The organism is Stenotrophomonas sp. S41, from assembly GCF_016624625.1.
Classification (GTDB): Bacteria; Pseudomonadota; Gammaproteobacteria; order Xanthomonadales; family Xanthomonadaceae; genus Stenotrophomonas.
Genome location: NZ_JACVTV010000006.1, coordinates 57330 through 81099, shown reverse-complemented (window position 1 = coordinate 81099; position 23770 = coordinate 57330). Strand labels below are relative to the sequence as shown.

Genomic DNA, 23770 nt, shown 5'->3' with positions numbered 1-23770 from the left:
CCGCCGCTGGGAGCACTCCATGGAACGCATCGAACACCGCGCCTGTTTCGGCGGCTGGCAGGACGTCTATCGCCATCATTCGACCACGCTGGGCTGCGACATGCAGTTCGCCGTGTACCTGCCGCCGCAGGCCGCCACGCAGACGCTGCCGGTGCTGTACTGGCTGAGCGGCCTGACCTGCACCGAGCAGAACGTCATCACCAAGGCCGGCGCGCAGCGCTACGCCGCCGAGCATGGCGTCATCCTGGTGGCGCCGGACACCAGCCCGCGCGGCGATGACGTGGCCGATGCCGAAGGCTACGACCTGGGCAAGGGCGCGGGCTTCTACCTCAACGCCACCGAACAGCCGTGGGCGAAGCATTACCGCATGCACGACTACGTGGTGCACGAACTGCCGGCGCTGATTGAAGCGAACTTCCCGGCCAGCGATGCGCGCGCGATCAGTGGCCATTCGATGGGTGGGCACGGCGCGCTGGTGCTGGCGCTGCGCAACCCGGGCCGCTACCGCAGCGTGTCGGCGTTCTCGCCGATCGTGGCGCCGAGCCAGGTGCCGTGGGGCCAGAAGGCGTTCACTGCCTACCTGGGCGACAACCCGGCCGAGTGGGCGCAGTGGGATGCCACCGCGCTGGTGGCCACCGCCAGCGAGCGGCTGCCGCTGCTGGTCGACCAGGGCGATGCCGATGAGTTCCTGCAGAACCAGCTGCAGCCCGAGCGCCTGCAGCAGGCCTGCGATGCCGTCGGCCACCCGCTGACCCTGCGGCTGCAGCCGGGGTATGACCACAGCTATTACTTCATCGCCAGCTTCATCGGTGAGCACGTCGCCCACCACGCCCGCGCGCTGAAGGCCTGACCCTGACGGTAGTGCCGGCCGCTGGCCGGCATTGCCTTGAGAACCGTCGAGCAGGCTCGACGCTACCGGTCGTCGTCTTCTTCCGCCGCCTCACGCCCCTGCTGGCGGATCAGGGCTTCTTCGCGCGCATCGTTGATGGCGTAGCGCACGCTGTCCAGGTCGATGGTGGATTCATCGTGCACGAAGGTGCCGGTGAGTTCGCTGTCCGGCAGCAGGCTGCCAGCCTCGAACAGCGCCCACATTTCCTCGCCGTACCAGGTGTCCAGCAGTTCGGGTGCGAAGCGGCCCAGGTAGGCGGTGAGGTTGTTCACATCCCGCAGCAGCATGCTGCGCGCGGCGTTGTTGCCGCCTGCGCTGACCACCTGGGGGAAATCGATCACCACCGGGCCATCGGGACCGACCAGCACGTTGTACGGCGAGAGATCGCCATGGATCAGGCCGCAGCACAGCATGCGCACCACCTGCCGGACCAGGGTCTGGTGGAACTGGCGGGCCTGCTCCGGTTCCAGCTCCACCTCGCCGAGGCGGGCGGCGGAAAACCCGTCGGCATCGGTGACCAGCTCCATCACCAGCACGCCGTGGTAATAACCGTACGGCTCGGGCACGCGCACGCCGGCATCGCGCAGCAGGTACAGCGCATCCACCTCGGTGTTCTTCCAGGCCGCTTCCTGCTGCTTGCGGCCGTACTTGCTGGCCTTGCCCACCGCACGCGCCTCGCGGCTGCCGCGCACCTTGCGGCCTTCCTGGTACTGCACGCGCTGCTGGAAGCTGCGCTGGGCCATGTCCTTGTAGACCTTCGCGCAGCGCACGTCGTCGCCGCTGCGTACCACGTACACGGCCGCTTCCTTGCCGCTCTTGAGCGGGCGTAGTACTTCATCGATCACGCTGTCGTCGATCAGCGCGCGCAGTGCTTCGGGGGTTTTCACGGGATCTCGGGGGCGGTCGGCGCACAGGCGCTCGCTGGGGTGGGGGTGGATTTTCGCATTTACCGGTCGCGGCTGCCCAGCGGCCTCCCGGCGGGCCCGTGAGCGTCGCGGATCCGCTTTTTCCAAAGCGGATCACGCCGCAGTGGCCGCGGGCTGCGCTATGGTGCGCGCATACGGCCTTACGGATGGGGGGAGTGCATGCCGGTCGTGCTGGCGCTGCTGTACGTGCTGTGCCACGGGTTGGTCGTGGCGTTCTGGCCTGGGACGGCCGGTGGCGGATCCTTCGCCTTCCTGACCGCGGCACCGTTGCTGGCCGCGGCCGCCTGCCTGTGGCGGGCCCAGCGCGACCGTGCGGCGCTGGGCTGGCGCGCCACCGCGCTGGCCCTGCTGCTGTGGGCCGGTGGCATGGGCTTCAACATGGTCGATGCGCTCAGCGCCGGCCGCTCCAACATCACCCCCAGCGCCAGCTTGCTGCTGTACGTGCTGTACGGCGTGCCGCTGGTCTTCATCTTGGCCCGGGCACGCCGCGAGCGCTGGACCATCAGCCTCATCGACGGGCTGATGGCCGCCCTGCTGGGCGTGCTGTTCTTCGTGCACACCCAGTCCTTCGCCGACCGCATCGACATCGATGATCAGGCGATGGCCAACATGCAGCACATGTTCGACATCCAGAACCTGTGCATCGCTGCATTTGCCGTGGTGCGCTGGCTTGCCGGCGACGTGCCCGAGCGTCGTGCGTTCTTCCGTGCGCTGGCGCTGTATGCGCTGGGCTACCTGGTGGTGGCGTATTACATCAACCACTACACCGCCGAGCAGTCCTTCGGTGCCTACAACGACCTGCTGATCGACGTGCCGTTCCTGCTGCTGGCGGTGCTGGCCCTGCGCCAGTCCCCGGTGCCGGGGCGGGTGCTGCACCCGCGCCTGTCGCGGCTGGTGCAGGCCGGCGGGCCGATGATCCTGCCATTGCTGCTGCTGGTGGTCGGCACCCTGGTGGTGGACCACGCGCGGCCGCTGGCGGTGGCCGGGTTCGTGGTGGCCACGCTGGGCTTCGGCCTGCGCAGTACCCTGCTGCAGATCGACCTGCTGGAAGGCCAGGCCACCCTCGACCAGCTGGCGCGGCAGGACGGCCTGACCGGCGTGGCCAACCGGCGGCAGTTCGACACCGTGCTGCAGGCCGAATGGAACCGTGCCCGCCGCAGCGGCACCGAGCTGGCGCTGCTGCTGGTGGACATCGACCGCTTCAAGGCATTCAACGACCAGCACGGCCACCCGGCCGGCGACCGCTGCCTGCGTGCGGTGGCGGCGGTGCTGCAGGCCACCGCCGGGCGCGCGGCCGACAGCGTGGCGCGCTATGGCGGCGAGGAATTCGCGGTGATCGTGCCGGGCAGTCCGCTGTCGGGCGTGCTGGCACTGGCCGAGCGGCTGCGCATGGCGGTGGAGGCACTGAGCCTGCCCGAAGGCCCGGTCAGCATCAGCATCGGCGTGGCCTACCTGCACCCGCCGGCCACGGCCAGCGCCGACCAGCTGCTGGCCGATGCCGATGCCGGGCTGTACGCCGCCAAGCGCGCCGGCCGCAACCAGGTGACCCTGCACGCACGGGTGCTGGACGACGAGAGCGGCGAGGAAGGCGTGATCGATTGTTGAGGCGGACGCGGCACCGGTAGTTGCCAACCTTGGTTGGCAGCCTTCTGGTCGGGTCAGCCGCCGCGCGTCTCCACCAGCACCGGACACGGCGCGTGGTCCAGCGTCCACTGCGCCACCGAGCTGTCGAGCAGGCGCTGCAGCCGTGACAGGTGCCGGTGGCCGATAACGATCAGGTCGGCGCCCAGCTCGCGCGCCTGGGTGCTGATCACCTCGGCGGGATCGCCTGCCGGCAGCAGCGGGCGGGCATCTACCCCACGCTCGCGCAGCTGTGCGATGGCGTCCTGCAGCAGGCCTTCGGCCTTCGCCCGCTGGCGTTCGGCGGCGGGGTACTCGCGGCGGTCGGCATCGCTGGCATCGGCGGGCAGGGCGAACTCCGGATCGAGCACGCACAGCAGGTGGATGCGGCTGCGCGGTCCGGCAACGTGGGTGACCAGATCCAGCAGGGTGTCGTGCTGGGGGCCGCCGTCGAGGGCGACCAGCAGGGTTGTGAACATGGGGGGCTCCTTGGCAGGGGGTGATGGTCGCCCATGCCGCGCCGTGCACCCATGCCGTGCGGCGCAGGCAATACCTGCACCGGATGCAATCGACATTGACCAAGGGTGTCGTAGAGTCACTCCACCTGTTGGAGACTGCCATGCCCCTGCCTGACCTGAACCTGCTGCTCGCCCTCGACGTCCTGCTGGACGAAGGCAGCGTCGCCGGGGCGGCGCGGCGCATGAACCTCAGTGCCCCGGCCATGAGCCGCACCCTGGGCCGGATCCGCGACGCGCTGGGTGACCCGGTGCTGGTGCGTGCCGGCCGCGGCCTGGCGCCGACCCCGCGCGCGCTGGAGCTGCGCGAGCAGGTGCGCGACGTGATCGAGCAGGCGCACCGGGTGTTCCATGACGGCCGCGAAGTGGACATCCAGACCCTGGAACACACCTTCAGCATCCGCGCCAACGATGTGTTCATCGGCAGCTACGGTGGCCGCCTGCGCGAGGTGTTCCGCCAGCAGGCGCCGCGCTGCACGCTGCGCTTCATGCCCGAAGGCGATACCGATGATGATGCGATGGTGCAGGGCCGGATCGACCTGTTCATCAGCACGGCCGGCAAGCATGCGCCGGAGACCAAGGTGCAGAACCTGTTCACCACGGCGCTGCTGGGTGCGGCGCGCGAGGATCATCCGCTGTTCGACGGGGACATCACTGCCGAGCGCTTCGCTGCCTGCGACCACATCTCCGTTTCGCGGCGCGGCATCGCCCACGGTCCGATCGATGATGAGCTGGCGCAGCTCGGCCTGAGCCGACGGGTGGCGATGGTGATCCCCACCTTCCATGGCGCGATCTTCGCGGCGGCATCGTCGGATCTGGTGCTGCCGCAGATGCCGAGCGTCATGCTTGATCGCATCACCTACATGGGGCTGCCGCTGCGCATGTTCCCGCTGCCGGTATCGGTGCGTACGGTGGCCCTGGTGCAGGCCTGGCACCCGCGCATGGACAACGATCCGGCACATCGCTGGCTGCGCCGCGCGATCAAGACGATGTGCGACGCGGACGCCGTGTAGAGTCGAGCTTGCTCGACTGCATCTGAGGATGTGCCGACCAACGGTCGGCACCTACCAGCCTCGTGGGGGGGGCCCCCCCGGGGGCCCCCCCCCCGGGGGGGGGGGCCCCCCCCCCGCCGGGGGGGCCACCGCACCGGCCCCGGTCAAGAAGAAATAACCCGGGTAGAGGGGGGGGGGGGGGGGGGGGGGGGGGGGGGGGGGGGGGCCCCCGCCCCGGCCGCCCCCGTCGCCCCCGCCTTCGACCGCCGCATCGTGGTCGGCCTGTGCGGCGTGCTGCTGGTGGTGCTGGTGTCGGGCTTCAACGAGAACATCACCAAGGTCGCCCTGGCCGATATCCGCGGCGCGATGGGTTTCAGCGTCGACGACGGCAGCTGGATCATCAGCGTGTACAGCGCGATGTCGGTCAGCGCCATGGCCTTCGCGCCCTGGTGTGCCGTGACCTTTTCGCTGCGCCGCTTCGCCCTGGTGATGATCGCCGCCTTCATGCTGCTGGGCGTGCTGTGCCCGCTGGCGCCGAACCTGCCGACCTTCCTGCTGCTGCGCGGGCTGCAGGGCCTGGCCGGGGGCGCGCTGCCGCCGCTGCTGATGAGCGTGGCCCTGCGCTTTCTGCCGCCGGGCATCAAGCTGTACGGCCTGGCCGGCTATGCGCTGACGGCGACGTTCGGACCGAGCATGGGCACGCCGCTGGCGGCGCTGTGGGTCGAGCACGCCGGCTGGCAGTTCGCGTTCTGGCAGATCGTGCCGTTCTGCGTGGCCGGCATGGCGATGGTGGGCTGGGGGCTGCCGCAGGACCCGCTGCGGCTGGAACGCTTCGCCCAGTTCAATGGCGTGGGCTTGGCGCTGGGGCTGTCCGCGCTGGTGATGCTGGTGCTGGGCCTGACCCAGGGCGCGCGCCTGAACTGGTTCGACTCATCGTTGATCACGGTGCTGCTGGGCGGTGGCGGCGGCCTGCTGGTGCTGTTCTTCATCAACGAATGGTTCCACCCGCTGCCGTTCTTCAAGCTGCAGCTGCTGGCCCATCGCAACCTCAGCTACTCGCTGGTGACCTGCATCGGCGTGCTGTTCGTGCTGCTGGCAGTCATCTCCATTCCGTCCGGCTACCTGGCCAGCGTGCAGGGCTACCGACCGCTGCAGACCGCACCGATGCTGCTGTGGGTCGCGCTGCCGCAGGTCATCGCGCTGCCGCTGGTGGCCACCCTGATGAACCAGCGTGCGGTGGATTGCCGCTGGGTGCAGGCGACGGGGCTGGTCCTGCTGGCCGCCGCCTGCTTCATCGGCACGCACCTGGACGTGCAGTGGAACCGCGACAACTTCCTGTGGGTGCAGCTGCTGCAGGTGGTGGCGCAGCCGATGGCGGTGCTGCCGCTGCTGCTGCTGGCCACCACCGGCCTGGCGCCGCAGGACGGTCCCTATGCCTCGGCCTGGTTCAACACCGTCAAGGGCTTTTCCGCGGTGTTTGCCGGCGGCGTGCTCGACGCGGTCGGGCAGTCGCGGCGCCACCTCCATTCCACGGCGCTGGTGGACCACCTGGGCAACCAGCCGTGGCTGCCGGCCAGCACCGATCTGCCCGCCCGCCTGCACGCCCAGGTACAGGCGCTGACCTCGGCCGACCTGTACTGGCTGGTCGCGCTGGTGGCCCTGGGCTGCCTGCCGCTGCTGGCCTGGGCCACCCGCGTCCATCCGCCACGTGCCGTGGCCTGACCCCCTTCGCAAGGAATCCCCCATGACCGTCAACAAGACAACCCTCAACACCGGCCTCGCCCTGGGCGTGCTGGCCCTGGCCATCGGCGGCTGGCTGCTGCTGCGCGACGGGCGCTACCAGCGCACCGACAACGCCTACGTCAATGCCGATTTCACCGTGGTTGCGCCGAAGGTGGCCGGCTTCGTCAGCAGCGTCGACGTGCAGGACAACCAGCGGGTGAAGGCCGGCGACGTGCTGGCCCGCATCGATGACCGCGATTACCAGGTGGCGCTGCAGGCCGCGCGCGCCGATCTGGCCAACGCGCGCGCGCAGCTGGCCAATGCGCAGGCCGCGCTGGCCCAGCAGGGCTCGCTGATCGAGCAGGCCCGGGCCAGCGTCGATGTCAGCCGCTCCGAACTGACCTTGGCCAGCGCCGACCAGCAGCGCTACCGCGAACTGGCCCGCGATGGTGCCGGCACCGTGCAGAACGCACAGCAGGCGCAGTCGAAGCAGGCCGTGGCCAATGCGCACCTGCAGCAGGGCCAGGCGGCGCTGAGCACCGCACGCCAGCGCACCGGCATCCTGGCTGCCGGCGTGCAGTCCGCACAGGCCGCGGTGCAGCGCGCCGAAGCGGCACAGGCACGCGCGGAGCTGGACCTTTCCCACACCGAGCTGCGCGCGCCGATTGACGGTGTGGTCGGCCGCCGTGCGGTGCGCGTCGGTGCCTATCTGACCCCCGGTACGGCGGTGGCCGCAGTGGTGCCGCTGCAGCGCGCCTTCGTGGTCGCCAACTTCCAGGAAACGCAGATGACCCGCATGCACGCCGGGCAGCCGGTGGAGCTGACGGTGGACGTGTTCCCCGGCACGCGCCTGCACGGCCACATCGACAGCATTGCCCCGGCCACCGGCGTGACCTTTGCCGCCGTTGCGCCGGAAAACGCCACCGGCAATTTCACCAAGGTGGTGCAGCGCATCCCGGTGAAGATCGTGCTGGAGCCGGGCCAGCCGCTGGCAGAGCAGCTGCGCGCCGGCATGTCGGTGGAGGCGCGTGTGGACCTGCAGGGCGGGGAGGGCGCATGAACGCCCCGAGCGTGATGAAGACCCTGGCCACTGCGGCGCTGTGCCTGGCCGTGGCGGCCTGCACGATGGGCCCGGACTTCGTACGGCCGCAGGCCCAGCTGCCGGCACAGTGGCAGGGTGACGCCGTGGCCACTGCGACCCTCGACGACGATGCGGCGTGGTGGGCGGGCTTCGATGATCCGCTGCTGGGGCAGCTTGCGCAGCAGGTGCTGCAGTCCAACCTGGACCTGCAACTGGCGGCCAACCGCGTACAGCAGAGCCGCGCGGCGCGTGGCATCAGCGCTGCCGACCGGCTGCCCTCGGTGGCGGCCAGCGCCAGTGGCGTGCGTGCGCGTAACAGCGAGGTGGGCCTGAGCGATCCGTCCGGCAACGCCGGCCGCGAAGACTACGGCCTGTTCCAGGCCGGCATCGGCCTGAGCTGGGAATTGGACCTGTGGGGCCGCGTGCGCCGCCAGGTGGAAGCCGCCGACGCGCGCGTGCAGATGGCCGAGGAGGATGCGCATGCCGTGCGCATCGCGCTGCTGGCCGAAACCGCGCGATCCTATCTGCAGCTGCGCGCAACCTCGCAGCTGCTGGCGATCACCGAGGACAACCTGGGCATCGCCGCCGACATCCAGCGGCTGACCGAGGCGCGGCAGCGCCAGGGCGTGGCCAGCACGCTGCAGGTATCAAGCGCGGCGGCGCAGGTGGCCGCGCTGCAGGCACGCGTCGCGCCGCTGCGGCACCGGCAATCGCAGCTGCGCAACGCGCTGGCGTTCCTGCTGGCCAGGCCGCCGCAGGCGCTGGATGCGCAGCTGCAGGACGTGCGCAGTGACTGGCCGGCACTGCCCGACGTGGCCGTGGGCCTGCCCAGTGAACTGGCCGAACGCCGACCGGACATCCGCCGCGCTGAAGCAGCGTTGCATGCGGCCACCGCGAACATCGGCGTGGCCAAGGCCAGCTTCCTGCCGCGCATCACCTTGAATGGTGATGCGGGCTTCCAGGCCAAGCAGCTGGATGACCTGGATGGCTGGGATGCACACCGTTTCAGCATCGGGCCGTCGATCAGCCTGCCGATCTTCCAGGGTGGGCGGTTGAAGGCAAACCTGGCGTTGAGCCGGCTGCAACAGCAGCAGTCCGCGCTGCAGTTCCAGCGCACGGTGCTGCAGGCCTGGCACGAAGTGGACGATGCCATCGATGGCTACGCGGCCGAGCAGCAGCGCACGACGCAGCTGCAGGTGGCGGTGGCGCAGAGCGAGACGGCCCTGGGGGCGGCGCGGCGCCAGTACCAGGCTGGCGTGGTCGACATGCTGGATGTGCTGAGCACCCAGCGCATCGCGCTGGACAACCAGGCCGCGTTGGCCAACAGCCAGGCCACGGCCGCGATAGCGAGAGTGGAGCTGTACCGCGCGCTGGGTGGCGGCTGGTAATGACATGGAATCGCCGGGCATGGCCCGGCGCTACCCATCGTGGCGGTAGCGCCGGGCCATGTCCGGCGGGTGCGGGCGCCTCAACGCACGTCGCGCAGTTCCCAGTGGTGGCCGGCCAGCAGGCGCAGGCGCTGCTTGAACACATCACTGTCGATGCGGGTGGTGGCCACCAGGTTGATGCGCAGGTCCTTCTGCTCGCCGGTCACGGTGGCGTCCGGGTCGGTCACGCCCCACTGCGGTTCCACGGCGTCCGGGTCGGGCTGCTTGGCCTTCCAGCGCTCGAACAGGGTGCCGCTGCGCAGGGCATCCTGCAGCTCCTCGGCGAAACCGCCGGCGCTCTGCGAATGGAAGGACAGGTCAGGGTCGTTGCCGCGGGCCTTGGACGGGTCGGGCAGGCTGATGTGGTACTGCGCAGGCATGGTTCGTCTCCTTGAGGTGCGGCAAGGCTGGCACAGCCGCAGTGCAATGCTTGTGTACGCCAGAACGGCTTATTCGAAGCGATGCGGCCCATCGGCAAAGCCGATCGTCACCGCGCCCTTGCCGACGTTGACCATGCCGGTCAGGCTCATCACCGACTCGTACACCGCCACGTCGTGGCTGGCGCACAGGTCCTTCATCGCGGCATAGCCGGGCAGGGCACGCAGTTCCTCCAGCTCGCCGCCGTAGCTGACGCAGACGGTGGGGGTCATCAGGCCGTTGCGCACGCGCTGGCCGACCACGCCGAACAGCTTCTGCACGGCGTTGTCGAAGCCCTTGATCTTGGCCACCGGCCCGGTCTCGCCCTTGTAGCCGTGCAGCACCGGCTTGATGTCCAGCGCGCTGCCCAGCGCGGCGCTGAGCAGGCCGACGCTGCGGTCGCCCTTGTGGCGGGCGCGGGCGCGCATGTAGTACAGGTCGCGGGTGACCATGTAGCCGTGCACGTTGCCGAACAGTTCTTCCAGCCGCTCGCGGATCTGCTGCACGCTGGCACCGCTGTCGCGCAGCCGCACCGCCTCCACCGCAGTCACCGCCTGGGCGGCGAACAGGTTCTGGGTATCCAGCACGCGCAGCGCGAACGGCGAGTTGTAGCCCGCCGCCTGGCGCACGGGCTTGTAGTCGTTGAGGATGGCGAAGCTGGCCTGCAGCGCGTTGTCGTGGATCGGACTGCGCGTCTTGGTGATGGTCATGCAGAACACGTGGTCGTAATCGATCACCAGCTGCTGCAGGAACAGATCGCGGATCTGGTTGACGCTGAAGGGGATGGTCTCGGCTTCGGCACCATGCTCGGCCACGTGGGCGTGCAGGAAGCTGAGCGTCGCCTGCTCGTCGCGGTGGTCGGCCAGCACCGCTTCGCCGATCCGCACGGTGATCGGCAGCACCACGATGTTGTGTGCGGCAATGAAATCCTGCGGCAGGTCGCAGGCCGAATCGACAACGATTCCGATGCGCATCCGGCTCCCCCTCCAGGGCGGTTGTAGGTTCGGAATGTGAAAGCTATCGCAATTTTATCCGGGGCGCGCGAGGGAATCACGCCACTGCCTGTTCAGCGATTGCGCTGCACCGCCACTGGAAGCGTTACCACGGCCTGCCAGTCCGGACGCTGCAGCAGGCTGGGGTCGGCCAGCACAGCGGCCATCATCGGGTGCGCATCGTTGCCCCAGAACAGTTCGCCGTCGATGGACAGGGTCGGCACGCCGAACAGGCCGGCGTCGATCGCGGCCTCGGTATTGCGGCGCAGCTGTTCCTTCACTGCCGCTTCGGCGCAGGCGGCCTGCACGTCGTTGATGCCCAGCCGGGCCGCCGGTATGCGCAGCGTTTCGGCGCTGTCACCGGTATTGCCTTCGCGCCAGATCCAGTCGAACAGCACATCCACCGCCTGCGTGCTGGCACCGGCGGCCAGGCACAGGCGCAGCGCGGCCAGCGGGTTGAACGGATGGGCGGGCGGGAAGCGCAGCGGCGTGCCTTCGGTTTGCGCCGTCCACAGCAGCTGCCGGTAGATGAAACGGCGCTTGGCCGGAATCTCGGCCGGGCCGAGGTTGCCCAGGTGGTGCAGCACCGCGCCGAAGGCGATCGGCACCGGCTGGATGGCTGCGAACTGCGGCAGCTGCTTGACCTTCTGCCAGTGCAGGTAGGAGTAAGGCGAGACGAAATCGAAGTACCAGCGCAGGGTCGGCATCGGCGGATTCCTCGTAGGTCAGGGCTGCGCGTTGTGCTGCAGGTAGCGGTCACGCAGTTCGGTCTGGCGCGAGCGCATCGGCATCGCGCGGCCGCCCAGCCAGACCTGTTCGGCATAGTGCGCCACATCCAGCGGGTCGCCTTCCCACAGCACCAGGTCGGCGCGCTTGCCCGGTTCGATGGTGCCGATCTGGTCGGCCACGCCCAGCACCTGTGCCGGCACCCGGGTCAACCCGGCCAGGCCATCGGCCCAGGGCAGGCCATTGGCCACTGCATTGCCGGCCAGCTGGCGCATCTTGCGCGCGTTGTGCGAGGCGTCGTCGCGCTGGGCGAAGCTGACCGGCACGCCCGCACGCTGCAGGCGCGCGGCGTTTTCCAGGGTGGCGCCGATCTGGTCGAAGCTGGTGGGCAGGTTGCCCAGCGCATCGACGAACACTGGCACCTGCGCGGCTGCCAGTTCCGCGGCCATCTGCCAGGCCTCGGCGCCGCCGGCGATGGCGATCTTCACCTTCTCGCGTGCGGCCCAGCGCAGCAGCTGGCGGATGTCGGCAGCACGGTCCACTTCCACCACGATGCGGCCCTGGCCGGCCAGGTAGCGGGCCAGGGTGCGGCGGCCGGCGGGCGTCAGCAGCGCATGCGGCGAATCGGCGGCGACCTGGCCGCGCGCTTCGTCCACCATCTGCTGCAGCAGCATCCACTGCGCCGCGCGCGACTGCCCGGTCAGCTCAGACGCGGCCGCGCCCAGGCGCAGGAACAGCGCACGCGGGCCGATCGGGTCGGCGCTGCCATCCAGGCGCATCACGCCGCCCTGGCCGGCCACGAAGCCACCGCCGGTGGCTGCGCCCAGCGCGGTGAAGCCGATGCCGTCCAGGCGTGCCACGGGAATCAGTACCGAGGCCGGGTTGTAGGCGAGGGTGACGTCGAATTCCGGGCGCAGCGGCTGCTCGCCGATCTTCAGCGTGCTGTCCACCGTGCTCGATTCACCGGAGACCTCTTCGATGCCGATCTCGGTGATGCCGCCGAACAGGGCCGGAGTGAGCGGGCGGCCGTTGGCCTCCACCACGGCCACGCCGCCCGGTGCCGCCAGGCCGGGGCCGACCGCGCGGATCATGCCGCCCTGCACCAGCACGTCGGTGTTCTGCAGGCTGCCGCGCGCGCTGGCGGTGTGCACCGTGGCGTTGCGGACCAGCAGGTCCTGCGCCGAAGCCGCGGTTGCCAGCAACAACAGTGCGACCACGGTAGCGCCGGGCCATGCTCGGCGGCTCTTCCTGACAGGCTTCGTCATCTGCGTGGAACGGCCCATCAGCGCACCTCCTGGCCAAGCTGGAAATCCGAACGCGGCGTCGCCGCCGGCGCACCGCGGTCATACAACCGCCGGCCATCGACGTACACCTGCTCGGCCAGCGCATACGAACTGAAGGGATTGCCGTTCCACACCACCACGTCGGCCATCTTGCCGGCCTCCAGGGTGCCGGTCTGGCCTTCGATGCCCAGCGCCTTGGCGGCGTTGGCGGTCATCCAGATGATCGCGTGTTCCGGGGCGATGTCCGGCATGCGCGCGCGGCGTGCCGCCGCCATCACCTTGGCCGCTTCCTGGTTCAGGCGCTGGATGCCCTCGGGCGAATCGGAATGGACGATGGCGCAGCTGTTCTTCGGCCGGTCGACCAGCGCGATGTTCTCGGCGATGCCATCGAAGGCTTCCATCTTGAAGCCCCACCAGTCGGCCCAGAGCGCACCGCAGACGCCATCGGCGGCCAGCCGGTCGGCCAGCTTGTAGGCTTCCACGCCGTGGTGGAAGGCGGCCACCTTGAAGCCGAATTCCTTGGCCAGGTCGAGCATGGTGGCCATCTCGTCGGCGCGGTAGCAGTGGATGTGCACGCGGATGTCGCCCTGGATGGCGCCGGCCAGCGTGTCCAGCTTGAGGTCGCGCTTGCCGCCGGCATCACCGGCGCTGTCGCCCTTGTCGCTGCCGAACCAGCCCTTGCGCTTGGCCGGCTTCGGGCTGTTCTTGGCGATGTAGTCGGCCGCGTCGATGAAGGCGGCGCGGTAGCCGGCCACGTTGCCCATGCGCGTGGCCGGGGCGGTGCCCTTGCCGCCGTAGACACGCTTGGGGTTTTCGCCGCAGGCCATTTTCAGGCCCCACGGCGCGCCGGGGAATTTCATCGCCTGGTAGGTCGTGGCCGGCACGTTCTTCAGCACCACGCCGCGGCCGCCGACCAGGTTGGCCGAGCCGGGCAACACCTGCATGCTGGTCACGCCACCGGCCAGGGCCGCGGTGAAGCCGGGGTCCTGCGGCCACACCGAGTGCTCGGCCCAGACATTGGCGGTGACCGGCGCGGTCATCTCGTTGCCGTCGCTGTGCGCGCTGACGCCCGGGCTGGGGTAGACGCCCAGGTGCGAATGCACGTCGATCAACCCGGGGGTCACCCACTTGCCCTGTGCATCGATGCGGGTGATGCCGGCATCGGCCTGCAGCTGCGCGCCGACGGCGACGATGCGGCCGTCGCGCAGCAGCACGTCGGCATGCTCCAGGCGCTGGCCGGTGCCGGTCAGCACGGTGGCGTTCTGGATCAGCACCGGGCCATCGGGATGGGCCTGATAGGTGCTGGGGTAGGGGTCGGCAACGAAGCGCGACGCGCCCACCGCCGGTGCGGTGCTCAGTGAGGCCAACGCCAGGCCAAGCCCGGCGCGCAACAGCGTGGATGGCATGCAGATTCCCCTGGCAGGCGCGTGAATCCACCGACGCTATCCGGCGCCGGGGGCGGTTGCCAAGTGACGTTGGGCAGGGGCGGATGTAGGAATTTCCCTATACAAAAATTGTGAACGAATCATTAATTTTTGGTGACACCTGCGGTGTTCGAACGCAGCAGCGTGTGGCTCTCCCCTTGCTGGCGGCCCTGTGCCAACGCGCATGGCTGGCATCGCACTTCCCATGGAATTCAAGGACGTACCTGTTGATGAGCGTTTCCACGTCGTACCGTACCGCCGCTGCGCGCCGCGCCTTCCTGCCCTCGCCGCTGGCTTCGGCCATTGTCGGCTCGCTGCTGGTGGCCGCCTCGCTGCCGGCCCTGGCCCAGGGCAGCAGTGACGAGCTGTCGCGTTATCAGTTCCAGCGCAGCCTGCAGGCCGCCTTCGCCGCACCGGCGCTGGTCACCACCGCCACCCCGTCGCGTGCGTTTGCCACGACCGCCGATGATGAAGCCGCTGAGCCGGTCATGGGCAAGGCCGGTGATGCCGCCAGCTGGCGCACCACCGAATTCAACAACGACTGGGGCCTGGGCGCGATCAATGCCGATGTTGCCTATGCCCGCGGCCTGACCGGCAAGGGCATCCGCCTGGGTGTGTTCGACAGCGGCAGCGGCCTGGACCACGACGAGTTCGCCGGCAAGGACCACCGCAGCATCCATATCGCCGACCTGCTGGAAGACGGCAGCCTGTGCGGCAACACCGGTTTCATCGACGGCCCGGATGCCTGCTTCAGCAGTGACGGCGACGATGTCTCGATCGAATACACCGCGTTCGACCCCAGCGTCCCGCAGTACATCCGCGACATCATCATTTCCGACCCGGGCTACGTGCAGCCGGGCGTCTCCTTCCAGACCCACGGCACCCATGTGGCCGGCACCATCGCCGCCAACCGCGATGGCAACGGCACCCATGGCGTCGCCTTCGGCGCCGACCTGAGCGTGGCCAAGCTGTTCTTCAACAGCGCGCAGGTGTGGGCGCGTAACACGGCCGGCAGCTACCAGGTCTTCTCCATCGGCGGCGTGGGCCCGGACAGCACCGCGTTCGAAAGCATGTACGCGCAGATGAACGAGCAGGGCGTGCGTGCGCTCAACCACAGCTGGGGCCTGAGCAACGAGCCGACCACCGTGGAAGACGTCGACGGCCTGTACGCAGACAACATGGATTACCTGGACATCTTCGCCGAAGGCTCGCGCAGCAACGGCATGATCCAGGTGTGGGCCGCAGGCAACAACCAGGTCTACCCCGACGAGGCGGAAGACGCGCCGATCGCCGGCATCTACGCCACGCTGCCGCGCGCCTTCGCCGAGATCGAGCCGTACTGGCTGAGCGTGGTGAACGTGGACGAAGTGGCGCCGGGCAGCTATGTGCTGGACAGCTCCTCCAACCGCTGCGGCCTGAGTGCCAACTGGTGCCTGGCAGCACCGGGCACCGACATCCTGTCCACCGTCTACGGCAGCGATTCGGCGCTTGATGCGCAGCTGGTGGACGGCGGCAACGGCAACGTGCTGCTGGAAGTGCTGGAACGCGTGCCGACCTACAGCTACGGCTGGATGACCGGCACCTCGATGGCGGCCCCGCACGTCACCGGCGCACTGGGCCTGCTGTTCGAGCGCTTCCCGTACCTGGACAGCGCGCAGGTGCGCGACATCCTGCTGACCACGGCCACCGACCTCGGCGCCGAGGGCGTGGACGATGTCTACGGCTGGGGCATGATGGACCTGGCCAAGGCCATCGAGGGCTACGGCTCGCTGCGCGTGGACACCGACGTGGTGATGAACCAGAAGGCCGGTGGCCTGAAGGTGTGGGAAGGCGATGCGTGGGACGACTGGACCAATGACATCGGCGGCCCGGGCAAGCTGACCAAGAGCGGCATCGGCTGGCTGCGCCTGAGCGGCGACAACAGCTTCAACGGCGCCGTGGTGCGCGAGGGTGTGCTGGAGCTGGACGGCGTCAACGCGCTGACCAGCGCCGTGGAAGTGACCGGTGGCAGCCTGGTGCTGAACGGCACGCTGGAAAGCACCGCGCTGAACGCCAACGGTGGCGTCAGCTTCGTCACCCGCACCGGCGTGCTGGACGGCTCGGACCTGAGCGTGTCCGGCGGCGTGGTCTCGTTCAACGGCGTGCAGACCGGTGGCCAGACCTTCGTCGGCGCCAAGGGCACGCTGAAGGGCGTGGGCGAACTGGGCGACACCACCGTGTCCGGCATCATCGCGCCGGGCAACTCGATCGGCACGCTGACCATCAACGGTGACTACGTGCAGACCGCCAGCGGCGTCTACCGGGCCGAACTGGCCCCGGGCGGCCGCAGCGACCTGCTGCACGTCACCGGCACCGCCACCCTCGGCGGCTCGCTGGTGGCACTGCCGGAAGCGGGCACCTACTACCTGGGTGAGCAGTTCAACTTCCTGCAGGCCGATGGCGGCACGATCGGCCAGTTCGCGACCACCGATTTCAGCGCGTTCTCGCCCTTCATGCAGTTCAGCCTGGTCTACGGCGCCTCCGGTGCCCGGATCGAGGTGGCCCGCGGCGCCGCACTGGCCAGCGCCGCCACCACCGCCAACCAGCGCGCCGTGGCCGGCGTGGCTGACACCCTGGCCGTCGGCCAGGGCCTGCCGCGTCCGCTGACCCTGCTGTTCCCGGAACAGGTGGGTGCGGCGCTGGACGGCCTGAGTGGCGAGCTGCACGCAGCCACCGCGGCCGCGCTGGTGGAAAGCAGCCGCAACGTGCGTGATGCCGCGCTGTCGCGCCGTGCCGGTGCCACCGCACCGGGCGCCAGCGATGCCGATGCAACCGGCGTCTGGGTGCAGGCCATCGGCGGCAGCACCACCCTGGACGGCAACGCCAACACCGCCCGCACCCAGGCCAACAACAACGGCCTGCTGGTCGGCGTGGACCGCGAGTTCGGCGGCTGGCAGGTGGGCGTGCTGGCCGGTACCGGCCGTACCGATGTCAAGCAGCAGCAGGGCCGTCGTGCGCGCTCGAAGATCGACAACACCCACTTCGGCGCGTACGCCAGCCACAACTGGGGCGGTTTTGGCCTGCGTGGCGGCCTGGCGGTGAGCAACCACGACGTGGACAGCACCCGCGAGCTGGCGTTCTCCGGCTACACCGACACGCTGAGCGCCCGCTACGACGCCCGTACCCGCCAGGCGTTCATCGAAGCGGCCTACCGCTTCGGTGGCCGTGAAGCCGGCCTGGAGCCGTACCTGCAGGTGGCCCGCGTGGAAGTGGACACCAAGCACATCGACGAGCGTGGCGGTGCCGCCGCCCTGCAGGGCCGGGTCGACGACGCCCGCACCACCGTCGCCACGGCCGGTGTGCGCTTCGACAAGGGCCTGAAGGCCTCGTTCCAGCAGGACAGCTGGCTGCACGTGACCGGTGGGGTGGGCTACCGCCGGGCCAGCGGCGACCGTGACCCGTCGGCAACGCTGGCCTTCTCCAGCGGCAGCGACGCGTTCGTGGTCAGCGGTGCGCCGATCGCCGACAGTGCGGTGGTGGCCGAGCTGGGCCTGTCGGCCTGGCTGACCGAGCGCCAGCAGCTGGAACTGGGCTACAGCGGCCAGTACGGCGATGAGAGCCGTGACCACGGTGCCAACCTGCGCTGGTCGGTGCGCTTCTAAGCGCCCGGCGCGGCAGTAACGGTTCCCGGGCAGGACGTGCCGGGAACCCCCAGGAGGGCGGCCGCAGGGCCGCCCTTCTTTGTTGCCGGGCCAGGTGAAGGCCGGCGGGCACGCGCCTACAATAGCGGCCCCACGCCGTAGCGGATGCGCCATGAAGAGCAAGCAGGAAATCGTCGACAACTGGCTGCCACGCTATACCGGCGTGCCCCTGGACCAGTTCGGCCAGCACATCCTGCTGACCAACTTCGGCGGCTACCTGCATACCTTCGCCGAGCTGACCGGGGCGCCCATCGTCGGCCTGGACCGGCCGATGGCCAGTGCCACCTTCGACGACATCACCATGATCAACTTCGGCATGGGCAGCCCCAATGCCGCCATCATCATGGATCTGCTGTCGGCGGTGATGCCCAAGGCGGTGCTGTTCCTGGGCAAATGCGGGGGCCTGAAGCGCAAGAACCAGCTGGGCGACCTGGTGCTGCCGATCGCCGCCATCCGCGGCGAGGGCACCTCGGGCGACTACCTGCCGCCGGAAGTGCCGGCGCTGCCGGCCTTCGCCCTGCAGCGGGCGGTGTCCACGATGATCCGCGACCTTGGCCACGACTACTGGACCGGCACGGTCTACACGACCAACCGCCGTGTCTGGGAGCATGATGAGGCCTTCAAGGAGCGGCTGCGGGCGATGCGCTGCATGGCCATCGACATGGAAACGGCCACGGTGTTCGCCGCCGGCTTCGCCAACCACATCCCCAGCGGGGCCCTGCTGCTGGTGTCCGACCAGCCGATGATCCCCGACGGGGTCAAGACCGAGGCCTCCGATGCCAAGGTCAGCTCCCAGTTCGTGGAAAACCATATCCAGATCGGTATCGAGGCGCTTAAGCTTATCCGGCGCAACGGCAAGTCGGTCCGCCACCTGCGCTTTGACGAATGATGATGATGGTCTGGCGCCGGGCGCCGGCCCTGGAGAGCAGGTGATGGACGTTGCCGCGCAAGTGGTGGAATTCTGGAGCGAGGCGGGCCCGACGAAGTGGTTCGCCCGCGATGACGCGTTCGACGCGCGGTTCCGCGAGCGGTTCCTGGAGGAGCACTACGCGGCGGCGTCGCGTGGGCGCGAACACTGGCTGGGCAGTTCCGAGGGCGCGCTGGCGCTGATGCTGCTGCTGGACCAGTTCCCGCGCAACTGCTTCCGCGGTACCGCCCATTCCTTCGCCACCGATGGCCTGGCCCGGCATTACGCCATGCGCGCCATCGAGGAAGGCCTGGACCTGCAGCTGGTGCCCAAGCTGCGTGCTTTCATCTACCTGCCGTTCGAGCATTCCGAAGATCCGTTCGACCAGGATCGTTCGGTGGCCATGTTCGACGTGCTGGGCGACAAGGAATACCTGCAGTACGCCGAAGTCCACCGCGACGTCATCCGCCGCTTCGGCCGCTTCCCGCACCGCAACGCCGTACTGGGCCGCATGCCCAGTCCGGAAGAACTGGATTTCCTCGCCGAAGGCGGCTTCGCCGGTTGACCGTCGCCTGGGTGCGCAACGAAAAAACGCCGGCGAATGCCGGCGTTTTTCGTGGTGGGGTCAGAGCCCTTTCCTGCGGAAAGGGATCCGACCCCGGGCGTTGCTGACCCGCTGGCGGCCGATCAGTACTTCGGCACGCCGTTGTCCACTTCGTCCGACCAGGCGTCGATGCCGCCAGTGACGTTGAACACCTTGGTGAAGCCCAGGGTGCGGAACTGCTCGGCAGCCTGCGCGCTGCGGCCACCGTGGTGGCACAGGAAGGCCAGCGGGGTGTCCTTGGGCAGGCCTTCCAGCTCGGCACGGCCGTTGCCGTCGAAGCTCTTGAACGGCACGCCGACGGCGGCAATGGCGCGTTCGTCGGCCGGGCGCACGTCGACCAGGGTCACGTTGCCTGCACGCACCAGGTCGTCGGCGTCACGCACGCTGATTTCCTGCACCGGCTTGGGCGCGTTCGGGTTGTCGATGGCCAGGCCCTTGCCGCGGATGTCATCGACCCAGTCGATGGTGATGCCGTCGGCGCGGCGCGCGCTGGACAGGTCGAACTGCACGCGCAGGCCGTTGGATTCGGCGGCGATCGCGCTGTCATCGTGCGGGGCCAGCTGGAAGTTCGGCTGGAAGCGCGCATCGATGGTCAGCTGCAGCGAAGCGCCCGGGGCATCGGCCAGCGCGCCCTTCAGCATTTCCACGGCGGCCGGGGTGACGGTGATGCGCGGCGGGGTGCGGTCCGGTGCGGCCAGGCCGAGCACGGTGCTCAGTTCGCCGCTGGCGGCCATCTGCAGGATGATGTCGCTGCCACCGACCAGTTCGCCGTCGATGTACAGCTGCGGGATGGTCGGCCAGTCGCCATAGGCCTTGATGCCTTCACGGATTTCCTGGTCGGCCAGCACGTTGACGTGGGCGAAATCGACGCCCAGGTCCTGCAGGGCGCCCACGGCCTTGGCCGAGAAGCCGCACTGCGGCATCGACGGCTGGCCCTTCATGAACAGCACGACGCGGTTGTCGTTGAGGAGGGATTCGATGCGCGAACGCAGGGCGGGATCGAGGGACATGGGCAGTCTAGGGTCCGTAAATTCGAATCACCCATTCTACGCCCCATGGCATCATGGGGCATGACCAACGCAGGAACATTGCATCGCATCCCGACCCGGCCGTGGCGCTGGCTGCCCTGGCTGGTGGCGTCGCAGGTAGCGGTGATCCTGGTCTGGGTGCTCGCCGGCTGGCACTGGGGGCTGCCGCTGATGGTGGCCAGCCACGCACTGTTCATGGTGCCGGTATTCCTGCCCAACAGCCGCTTCTACACGCCGGTGCTGGACCGCCTGCCCGATGCGGGCGACAGCGTCTGGCTGACCATCGACGATGGCCCCAGCGAGGAGACCCCGGCACTGCTGGATCTGCTCGACCGGCACCAGGCGAAGGCGACCTTCTTCCTGGTCGGCGAGCGCGCACTGGCGCATCCGGCCCTGGTGGAGGCGATCCTGCATCGCGGCCACGACCTCGGCAACCACAGCCACACCCACCCGCAGACCCGCTTCTGGCGGCTGGGGCCGGCGCAGATGCGTGCCGAGATCGAAGGCTGCCACCAGGCCCTGCAGGCGGTCAGCGGCCGCCCGACGCGCTGGTACCGCTCGGTGGTGGGCATGACCAACCCGTTCGTGGCGCCGGTGCTGGCCGCGCTGGGGCTGGTGCGGGTGGGTTGGACCGCGCGTGGCTATGACGGCGTGGGCTGCACGCCCGACGGCGTGATGGCGCGCCTGCTGCCGGACCTGCAGCCCGGGGCCATCGTGCTGCTGCATGAAGGTGCCGCACATGGCCACAACCTGGCCATCATCGAGCGCGTGCTGCAGGTGCTGGACCAGCGCGGGCTGAAGGCGCGGCTGCCGTCGCTGTAATGCGGTAGCGCCGGGCCATGCCCGGCGAACGTCTGCGGGATTCCGCCGGGCATGGCCCGGCGCTACCGCTCCCGCTGCGCTACCAGCAGCCAGCTGTTGAACGGCGTGCGCCCGTGCAGCGGCCGTACCTCGCCCACCTGCAATCCGGCTTCGGCCAGCGTCGCCCGCAGCAGTGCCGGGTCGGGGTAATGCCGTGGCCGCGTGCCCATCCAGCCCACCAGCCAGGCCAGCCGATCAGCCACGCGCGTGGTGCGGTCGCGGCGGTCGCCGGTGGCCAGTGGCGTGCGCAGCAGCAGGCTGCCACCAGGCGCCACCCGTGCGCTGGCCGCTTTCAACAGGTCCAGCTGCGGCTGCGCATCCAGGTACTGCAGCACGTCCAGCAGCAGCACGTGCCCGGCCTGCGCAGGCAGGGGCGCCTGCACGTCCAGGCAGTCGAACCGCACATCCTCCAGGTCCCCACCGGCCCGCTGCGCGCGGGCGACCTTGCCCGCATCCACGTCCACGCCCAGATAGGGCTGGCTGCGGCCGCGCTGGCGCAGCACGTGGGCGAACAGGCCCAGCCCGCAGCCCAGGTCGAGCAGCGGCAGGCCATCGTCGGGAAGGTGCTGCAGCACGCCGTCGTACAGCGGATCGCTGCCCAGCTTGCCGCGCGTGTAGTAGTAGTCGCGGCGGTTGCCCCAGGCCTGCACCGGCCGGAACGCCTCGGCGATGGCCCGTGCCTGGCCGCGCTCCAGCGGCGAACAGTTCAGTGGTGTGCCGTTCCCTGGCAGGCCATCCATCGCTCAGTCCGTTCGCTGCAGCAGGCGCGTGACCACGGGCAGGGCGCGTTCGGCCCACAACGCATACATCCGCGCGGAGGGATGCAGGCCGTCCTCGGCGATCATCGCCGGGTCGGCGCCGTGCGTGCGGCTGATGTCGGTGATGTCGACGAAGGCCACGCCCTGCTGGGTGCTGATGACCTCGGCGGCGGCGTTGAATTCGTCGGTCTCGATCTCGATGCGAGCCAGGTCACGGCCGCTGCCGGCACCGAACGGGGTCGTGCCCCAGTCGGGGAAGGACAGCACCAGCACGCGGCCGGCATCGCCACCGGCAAAGCCGATCGCACGCTGCAGCAGGGCCTCGAACTGCTGGCGGTACTCGTCCAGCGGGCGCCCGCGGTACTGGTTGTTGACCCCGATCAGCAGGCTGACGAAATCGAACGGGCACTGCGGTGCGGCGGCATCGATGCCGGCGTCCAGCTCGTCGGTGGTCCAGCCGGTGGTGGCGATGGTCTGCGGGTCGGCCAGGTCCACGCCCTGCGCACGCAGTGCGGCAGCCAGCTGGTGCGGCCAGCGGCCTTCAACCGCGACCGCTTCGCCGATGGTGTACGAGTCGCCCAGCGCCAGGTAGGACAGCGCCACGCTCAGGCCACCGAACGGCGCGGCTTCAGCGGCACGACCTTGGTGGCGTCTTCGGCGCGGCGGGCCAGCACGCGGTCGATGCGCGCGAACACATCGCGCATCACCGAGGCTTCCGGCAGCAGGGTCACGCGGAAGTGGTGGCGGTAGGGCACGTTGAAGCTCGAACCCGGCACGACCAGCACGCCCTCGTCGTTCATCAGGTCCAGCGCGAAGTTGTGGTCGTCGAAGCCCTTGGCGGCGGCACCGACCACGGCCGGGAACGCGTACAGGGCGCCGGCCGGGGCGACCAGCGACAGGTGCTCGCTGGCGTTGCAGGCCTCGATCACCGCGCGGCGGGTTTCATACAGGCGGCCGCCGGGCGCGCACAGTTCGGAAATGGTGTCCGGGCCGTTCACTGCGGCGTCGATGGCGTACTGGCCCGGCACGTTGGCGCACAGGCGCAGCGCGCTGAGCAGGTCGAGCGCTGCGCGGAATTCACCCAGGCGCGCATCGTCGCCGGTGAGGTGGGCCCAGCCCACGCGCCAGCCGCAGGCACGGTGCACCTTGCTCAGGCCGCTGAAGGTCAGGCACGGGTGGTCGCCGGCCAGCGGCGCGACCGGCTGGAACACCGCGTCGTCGTACAGGATCTGGTCGTAGATCTCGTCGACCAGCAGCAGCAGGTTGTGGCGGCGGGCGATCTCGACCACGCGCTCCAGCAGCTCGCGCGGGTAGCTGGCGCCGCTGGGGTTGTTCGGGTTGATCAGCACGATGGCGCGGGTGCGCGAGGACACCAGCGTCTCGATCTCGGTCGGGTCGGGCTGGAAGCCGTTCTCCGGCGCGCAGCGGTAGTACACCGGGCGGCCGTCGTTGAGGATGGCCGCCGCCGACCACAGCGGGTAGTCCGGCGAGGGCACCAGCACTTCGTCGCCCGGGTTCAGCAGGGCGCGCAGCGACAGGTCGATCAGCTCGCTGACGCCGTTGCCGACGAACACGCGGTCCGGGTGGGCATCGGGCGCACCACGGCGCGCATAGGCGGCGGCGATGGCTTCGCGGGCCACCGGCAGGCCCTGCTGGTGGGTATAGGGATCGGTGCGGCCCATGTCATCGGCGATGGCGTGCTGCAGGTGTTCCGGCGCACGGAAGCCGAAGTTGCCCGGGTTGCCGATGTTCAGCTTGATCAGCTTGCGGCCCTGCGCCTCCAGCTCCCGCGCTCGCCGGGCCAGCTCTCCGCGGATCTCGTAGCGCACTTCGGAAAGGCGCTCGCGGGTGGCCAGGGGCTTGTGCGAGGGGGTGGACATGGGGCTGGGCCGTCAAAAGGCATGGGGTTTCCATCCTA

General features: G+C 69.5%; 21 protein-coding genes. 10 read left to right on the top strand and 11 right to left on the bottom strand.

The window, feature by feature from the left end; all coding sequences use genetic code 11:
• The first annotated feature begins 19 nt into the window (after positions 1–19).
• Positions 20–850 carry an S-formylglutathione hydrolase gene (gene fghA / locus IAE56_RS02805; protein WP_200751380.1) on the top strand — a complete coding sequence of 277 codons (831 nt, stop codon included), beginning with the start codon at positions 20–22 and terminating at the stop codon, positions 848–850.
• Positions 851–912: 62 nt separating this feature from the next.
• Here the strand turns inward: fghA and IAE56_RS02800 are convergent, their stop codons facing one another.
• Positions 913–1776 carry a PA4780 family RIO1-like protein kinase gene (locus tag IAE56_RS02800; RefSeq protein ID WP_200751379.1) on the bottom strand — a complete coding sequence of 288 codons (864 nt, stop codon included), beginning with the start codon at positions 1774–1776 and terminating at the stop codon, positions 913–915.
• A 198-nt stretch (positions 1777–1974) separates the two neighbouring features.
• Here IAE56_RS02800 and IAE56_RS02795 point away from each other — a divergent pair, with 198 nt between their 5' ends.
• Positions 1975–3420, top strand: coding sequence for a GGDEF domain-containing protein (locus IAE56_RS02795; RefSeq protein WP_200751378.1), 1446 nt, complete (start codon positions 1975–1977; stop codon positions 3418–3420).
• A gap of 53 nt (positions 3421–3473) precedes the next feature.
• Here the strand turns inward: IAE56_RS02795 and IAE56_RS02790 are convergent, their stop codons facing one another.
• Positions 3474–3914, bottom strand: a complete 441-nt coding sequence (locus tag IAE56_RS02790) for a universal stress protein (protein ID WP_200751377.1) — start codon at positions 3912–3914, stop codon at positions 3474–3476.
• Between the two features lie 140 nt (positions 3915–4054).
• Here IAE56_RS02790 and IAE56_RS02785 point away from each other — a divergent pair, with 140 nt between their 5' ends.
• From IAE56_RS02785 to IAE56_RS02770, 4 genes are all read left to right on the top strand, one after another.
• Positions 4055–4963, top strand: coding sequence for a LysR family transcriptional regulator (locus IAE56_RS02785; protein WP_108769975.1), 909 nt, complete (start codon positions 4055–4057; stop codon positions 4961–4963).
• 153 nt (positions 4964–5116) lie between these two features.
• Positions 5117–6664 (top strand): MFS transporter, encoded by a 1548-nt coding sequence (locus IAE56_RS02780; protein ID WP_200751388.1) that lies wholly within the window; start codon positions 5117–5119, stop codon positions 6662–6664.
• Between the two features lie 22 nt (positions 6665–6686).
• The gene (locus IAE56_RS02775; protein WP_200751376.1) at positions 6687–7724 is read left to right on the top strand and encodes an HlyD family secretion protein; all 1038 of its coding nucleotides are present in this window, start codon (positions 6687–6689) and stop codon (positions 7722–7724) included.
• A complete protein-coding gene (locus tag IAE56_RS02770) occupies positions 7721–9133 on the top strand; it encodes an efflux transporter outer membrane subunit (protein ID WP_200751375.1) in 1413 nt (470 codons plus the stop codon). Before IAE56_RS02775 ends, IAE56_RS02770 begins: the two co-directional genes overlap by 4 nt.
• Before the next feature lie 80 nt (positions 9134–9213).
• Here IAE56_RS02770 and IAE56_RS02765 read toward each other — a convergent pair whose 3' ends face one another.
• The 5 genes from IAE56_RS02765 to IAE56_RS02745 form a co-directional block, all read right to left on the bottom strand.
• Positions 9214–9552, bottom strand: a complete 339-nt coding sequence (locus IAE56_RS02765; RefSeq protein WP_079223285.1) for a hypothetical protein — start codon at positions 9550–9552, stop codon at positions 9214–9216.
• Positions 9553–9621: 69 nt separating this feature from the next.
• Positions 9622–10563, bottom strand: coding sequence for a DegV family protein (locus IAE56_RS02760; RefSeq protein ID WP_108769970.1), 942 nt, complete (start codon positions 10561–10563; stop codon positions 9622–9624).
• Between the two features lie 92 nt (positions 10564–10655).
• Positions 10656–11288 (bottom strand): DsbA family protein, encoded by a 633-nt coding sequence (locus IAE56_RS02755; protein WP_200751374.1) that lies wholly within the window; start codon positions 11286–11288, stop codon positions 10656–10658.
• A gap of 18 nt (positions 11289–11306) precedes the next feature.
• Positions 11307–12572 carry an amidohydrolase family protein gene (locus tag IAE56_RS02750; protein WP_200751387.1) on the bottom strand — a complete coding sequence of 422 codons (1266 nt, stop codon included), beginning with the start codon at positions 12570–12572 and terminating at the stop codon, positions 11307–11309.
• A 17-nt stretch (positions 12573–12589) separates the two neighbouring features.
• Positions 12590–13996 carry an amidohydrolase gene (locus tag IAE56_RS02745; protein ID WP_200751373.1) on the bottom strand — a complete coding sequence of 469 codons (1407 nt, stop codon included), beginning with the start codon at positions 13994–13996 and terminating at the stop codon, positions 12590–12592.
• 248 nt (positions 13997–14244) lie between these two features.
• Here IAE56_RS02745 and IAE56_RS02740 point away from each other — a divergent pair, with 248 nt between their 5' ends.
• The 3 genes from IAE56_RS02740 (at position 14245) to IAE56_RS02730 (ending at position 19166) form a co-directional block, all read left to right on the top strand.
• A complete protein-coding gene (locus IAE56_RS02740; protein ID WP_200751372.1) occupies positions 14245–17655 on the top strand; it encodes an autotransporter serine protease in 3411 nt (1136 codons plus the stop codon).
• 151 nt (positions 17656–17806) lie between these two features.
• Positions 17807–18583, top strand: coding sequence for an AMP nucleosidase (locus tag IAE56_RS02735; protein WP_079223275.1), 777 nt, complete (start codon positions 17807–17809; stop codon positions 18581–18583).
• Between the two features lie 43 nt (positions 18584–18626).
• Entirely contained in the window at positions 18627–19166 is a 540-nt protein-coding gene (locus IAE56_RS02730) for a DUF924 family protein (RefSeq protein WP_108769966.1), read from the top strand.
• A 122-nt stretch (positions 19167–19288) separates the two neighbouring features.
• Here IAE56_RS02730 and grxD read toward each other — a convergent pair whose 3' ends face one another.
• Positions 19289–20215: a Grx4 family monothiol glutaredoxin gene (gene grxD, locus IAE56_RS02725; RefSeq protein ID WP_108769965.1), complete on the bottom strand. Its 927-nt coding sequence runs from the start codon at positions 20213–20215 to the stop codon at positions 19289–19291.
• A 60-nt stretch (positions 20216–20275) separates the two neighbouring features.
• Here grxD and IAE56_RS02720 point away from each other — a divergent pair, with 60 nt between their 5' ends.
• Complete coding sequence (locus IAE56_RS02720; protein WP_200751371.1) at positions 20276–21055, top strand: polysaccharide deacetylase family protein; 780 nt, start codon at positions 20276–20278, stop codon at positions 21053–21055.
• A gap of 62 nt (positions 21056–21117) precedes the next feature.
• Here IAE56_RS02720 and IAE56_RS02715 read toward each other — a convergent pair whose 3' ends face one another.
• The 3 genes from IAE56_RS02715 to IAE56_RS02705 are packed head-to-tail and all read right to left on the bottom strand — an operon-like array spanning position 21118 to position 23732.
• A complete protein-coding gene (locus IAE56_RS02715; protein WP_200751370.1) occupies positions 21118–21834 on the bottom strand; it encodes a class I SAM-dependent methyltransferase in 717 nt (238 codons plus the stop codon).
• 3 nt (positions 21835–21837) lie between these two features.
• Positions 21838–22455 (bottom strand): SGNH/GDSL hydrolase family protein, encoded by a 618-nt coding sequence (locus IAE56_RS02710; RefSeq protein ID WP_200751369.1) that lies wholly within the window; start codon positions 22453–22455, stop codon positions 21838–21840.
• A gap of 2 nt (positions 22456–22457) precedes the next feature.
• The gene (locus IAE56_RS02705; protein ID WP_108769961.1) at positions 22458–23732 is read right to left on the bottom strand and encodes a pyridoxal phosphate-dependent aminotransferase; all 1275 of its coding nucleotides are present in this window, start codon (positions 23730–23732) and stop codon (positions 22458–22460) included.
• Between the last annotated feature and the right edge of the window lie 38 nt (positions 23733–23770).

Coding starts and splice junctions, on each gene's coding strand:
- fghA (WP_200751380.1), top strand. CDS start 20: ATGGAACGCATCGAACACCGCGCCTGTTTCGGCGGCTGGCAGGACGTC.
- IAE56_RS02795 (WP_200751378.1), top strand. CDS start 1,975: ATGCCGGTCGTGCTGGCGCTGCTGTACGTGCTGTGCCACGGGTTGGTC.
- IAE56_RS02790 (WP_200751377.1), bottom strand. CDS start 3,914: ATGTTCACAACCCTGCTGGTCGCCCTCGACGGCGGCCCCCAGCACGAC.
- IAE56_RS02785 (WP_108769975.1), top strand. CDS start 4,055: ATGCCCCTGCCTGACCTGAACCTGCTGCTCGCCCTCGACGTCCTGCTG.
- IAE56_RS02775 (WP_200751376.1), top strand. CDS start 6,687: ATGACCGTCAACAAGACAACCCTCAACACCGGCCTCGCCCTGGGCGTG.
- IAE56_RS02770 (WP_200751375.1), top strand. CDS start 7,721: ATGAACGCCCCGAGCGTGATGAAGACCCTGGCCACTGCGGCGCTGTGC.
- IAE56_RS02765 (WP_079223285.1), bottom strand. CDS start 9,552: ATGCCTGCGCAGTACCACATCAGCCTGCCCGACCCGTCCAAGGCCCGC.
- IAE56_RS02760 (WP_108769970.1), bottom strand. CDS start 10,563: ATGCGCATCGGAATCGTTGTCGATTCGGCCTGCGACCTGCCGCAGGAT.
- IAE56_RS02755 (WP_200751374.1), bottom strand. CDS start 11,288: ATGCCGACCCTGCGCTGGTACTTCGATTTCGTCTCGCCTTACTCCTAC.
- IAE56_RS02750 (WP_200751387.1), bottom strand. CDS start 12,572: ATGACGAAGCCTGTCAGGAAGAGCCGCCGAGCATGGCCCGGCGCTACC.
- IAE56_RS02745 (WP_200751373.1), bottom strand. CDS start 13,996: ATGCCATCCACGCTGTTGCGCGCCGGGCTTGGCCTGGCGTTGGCCTCA.
- IAE56_RS02740 (WP_200751372.1), top strand. CDS start 14,245: ATGAGCGTTTCCACGTCGTACCGTACCGCCGCTGCGCGCCGCGCCTTC.
- IAE56_RS02735 (WP_079223275.1), top strand. CDS start 17,807: ATGAAGAGCAAGCAGGAAATCGTCGACAACTGGCTGCCACGCTATACC.
- IAE56_RS02730 (WP_108769966.1), top strand. CDS start 18,627: ATGGACGTTGCCGCGCAAGTGGTGGAATTCTGGAGCGAGGCGGGCCCG.
- grxD (WP_108769965.1), bottom strand. CDS start 20,215: ATGTCCCTCGATCCCGCCCTGCGTTCGCGCATCGAATCCCTCCTCAAC.
- IAE56_RS02720 (WP_200751371.1), top strand. CDS start 20,276: ATGACCAACGCAGGAACATTGCATCGCATCCCGACCCGGCCGTGGCGC.
- IAE56_RS02715 (WP_200751370.1), bottom strand. CDS start 21,834: ATGGATGGCCTGCCAGGGAACGGCACACCACTGAACTGTTCGCCGCTG.
- IAE56_RS02705 (WP_108769961.1), bottom strand. CDS start 23,732: ATGTCCACCCCCTCGCACAAGCCCCTGGCCACCCGCGAGCGCCTTTCC.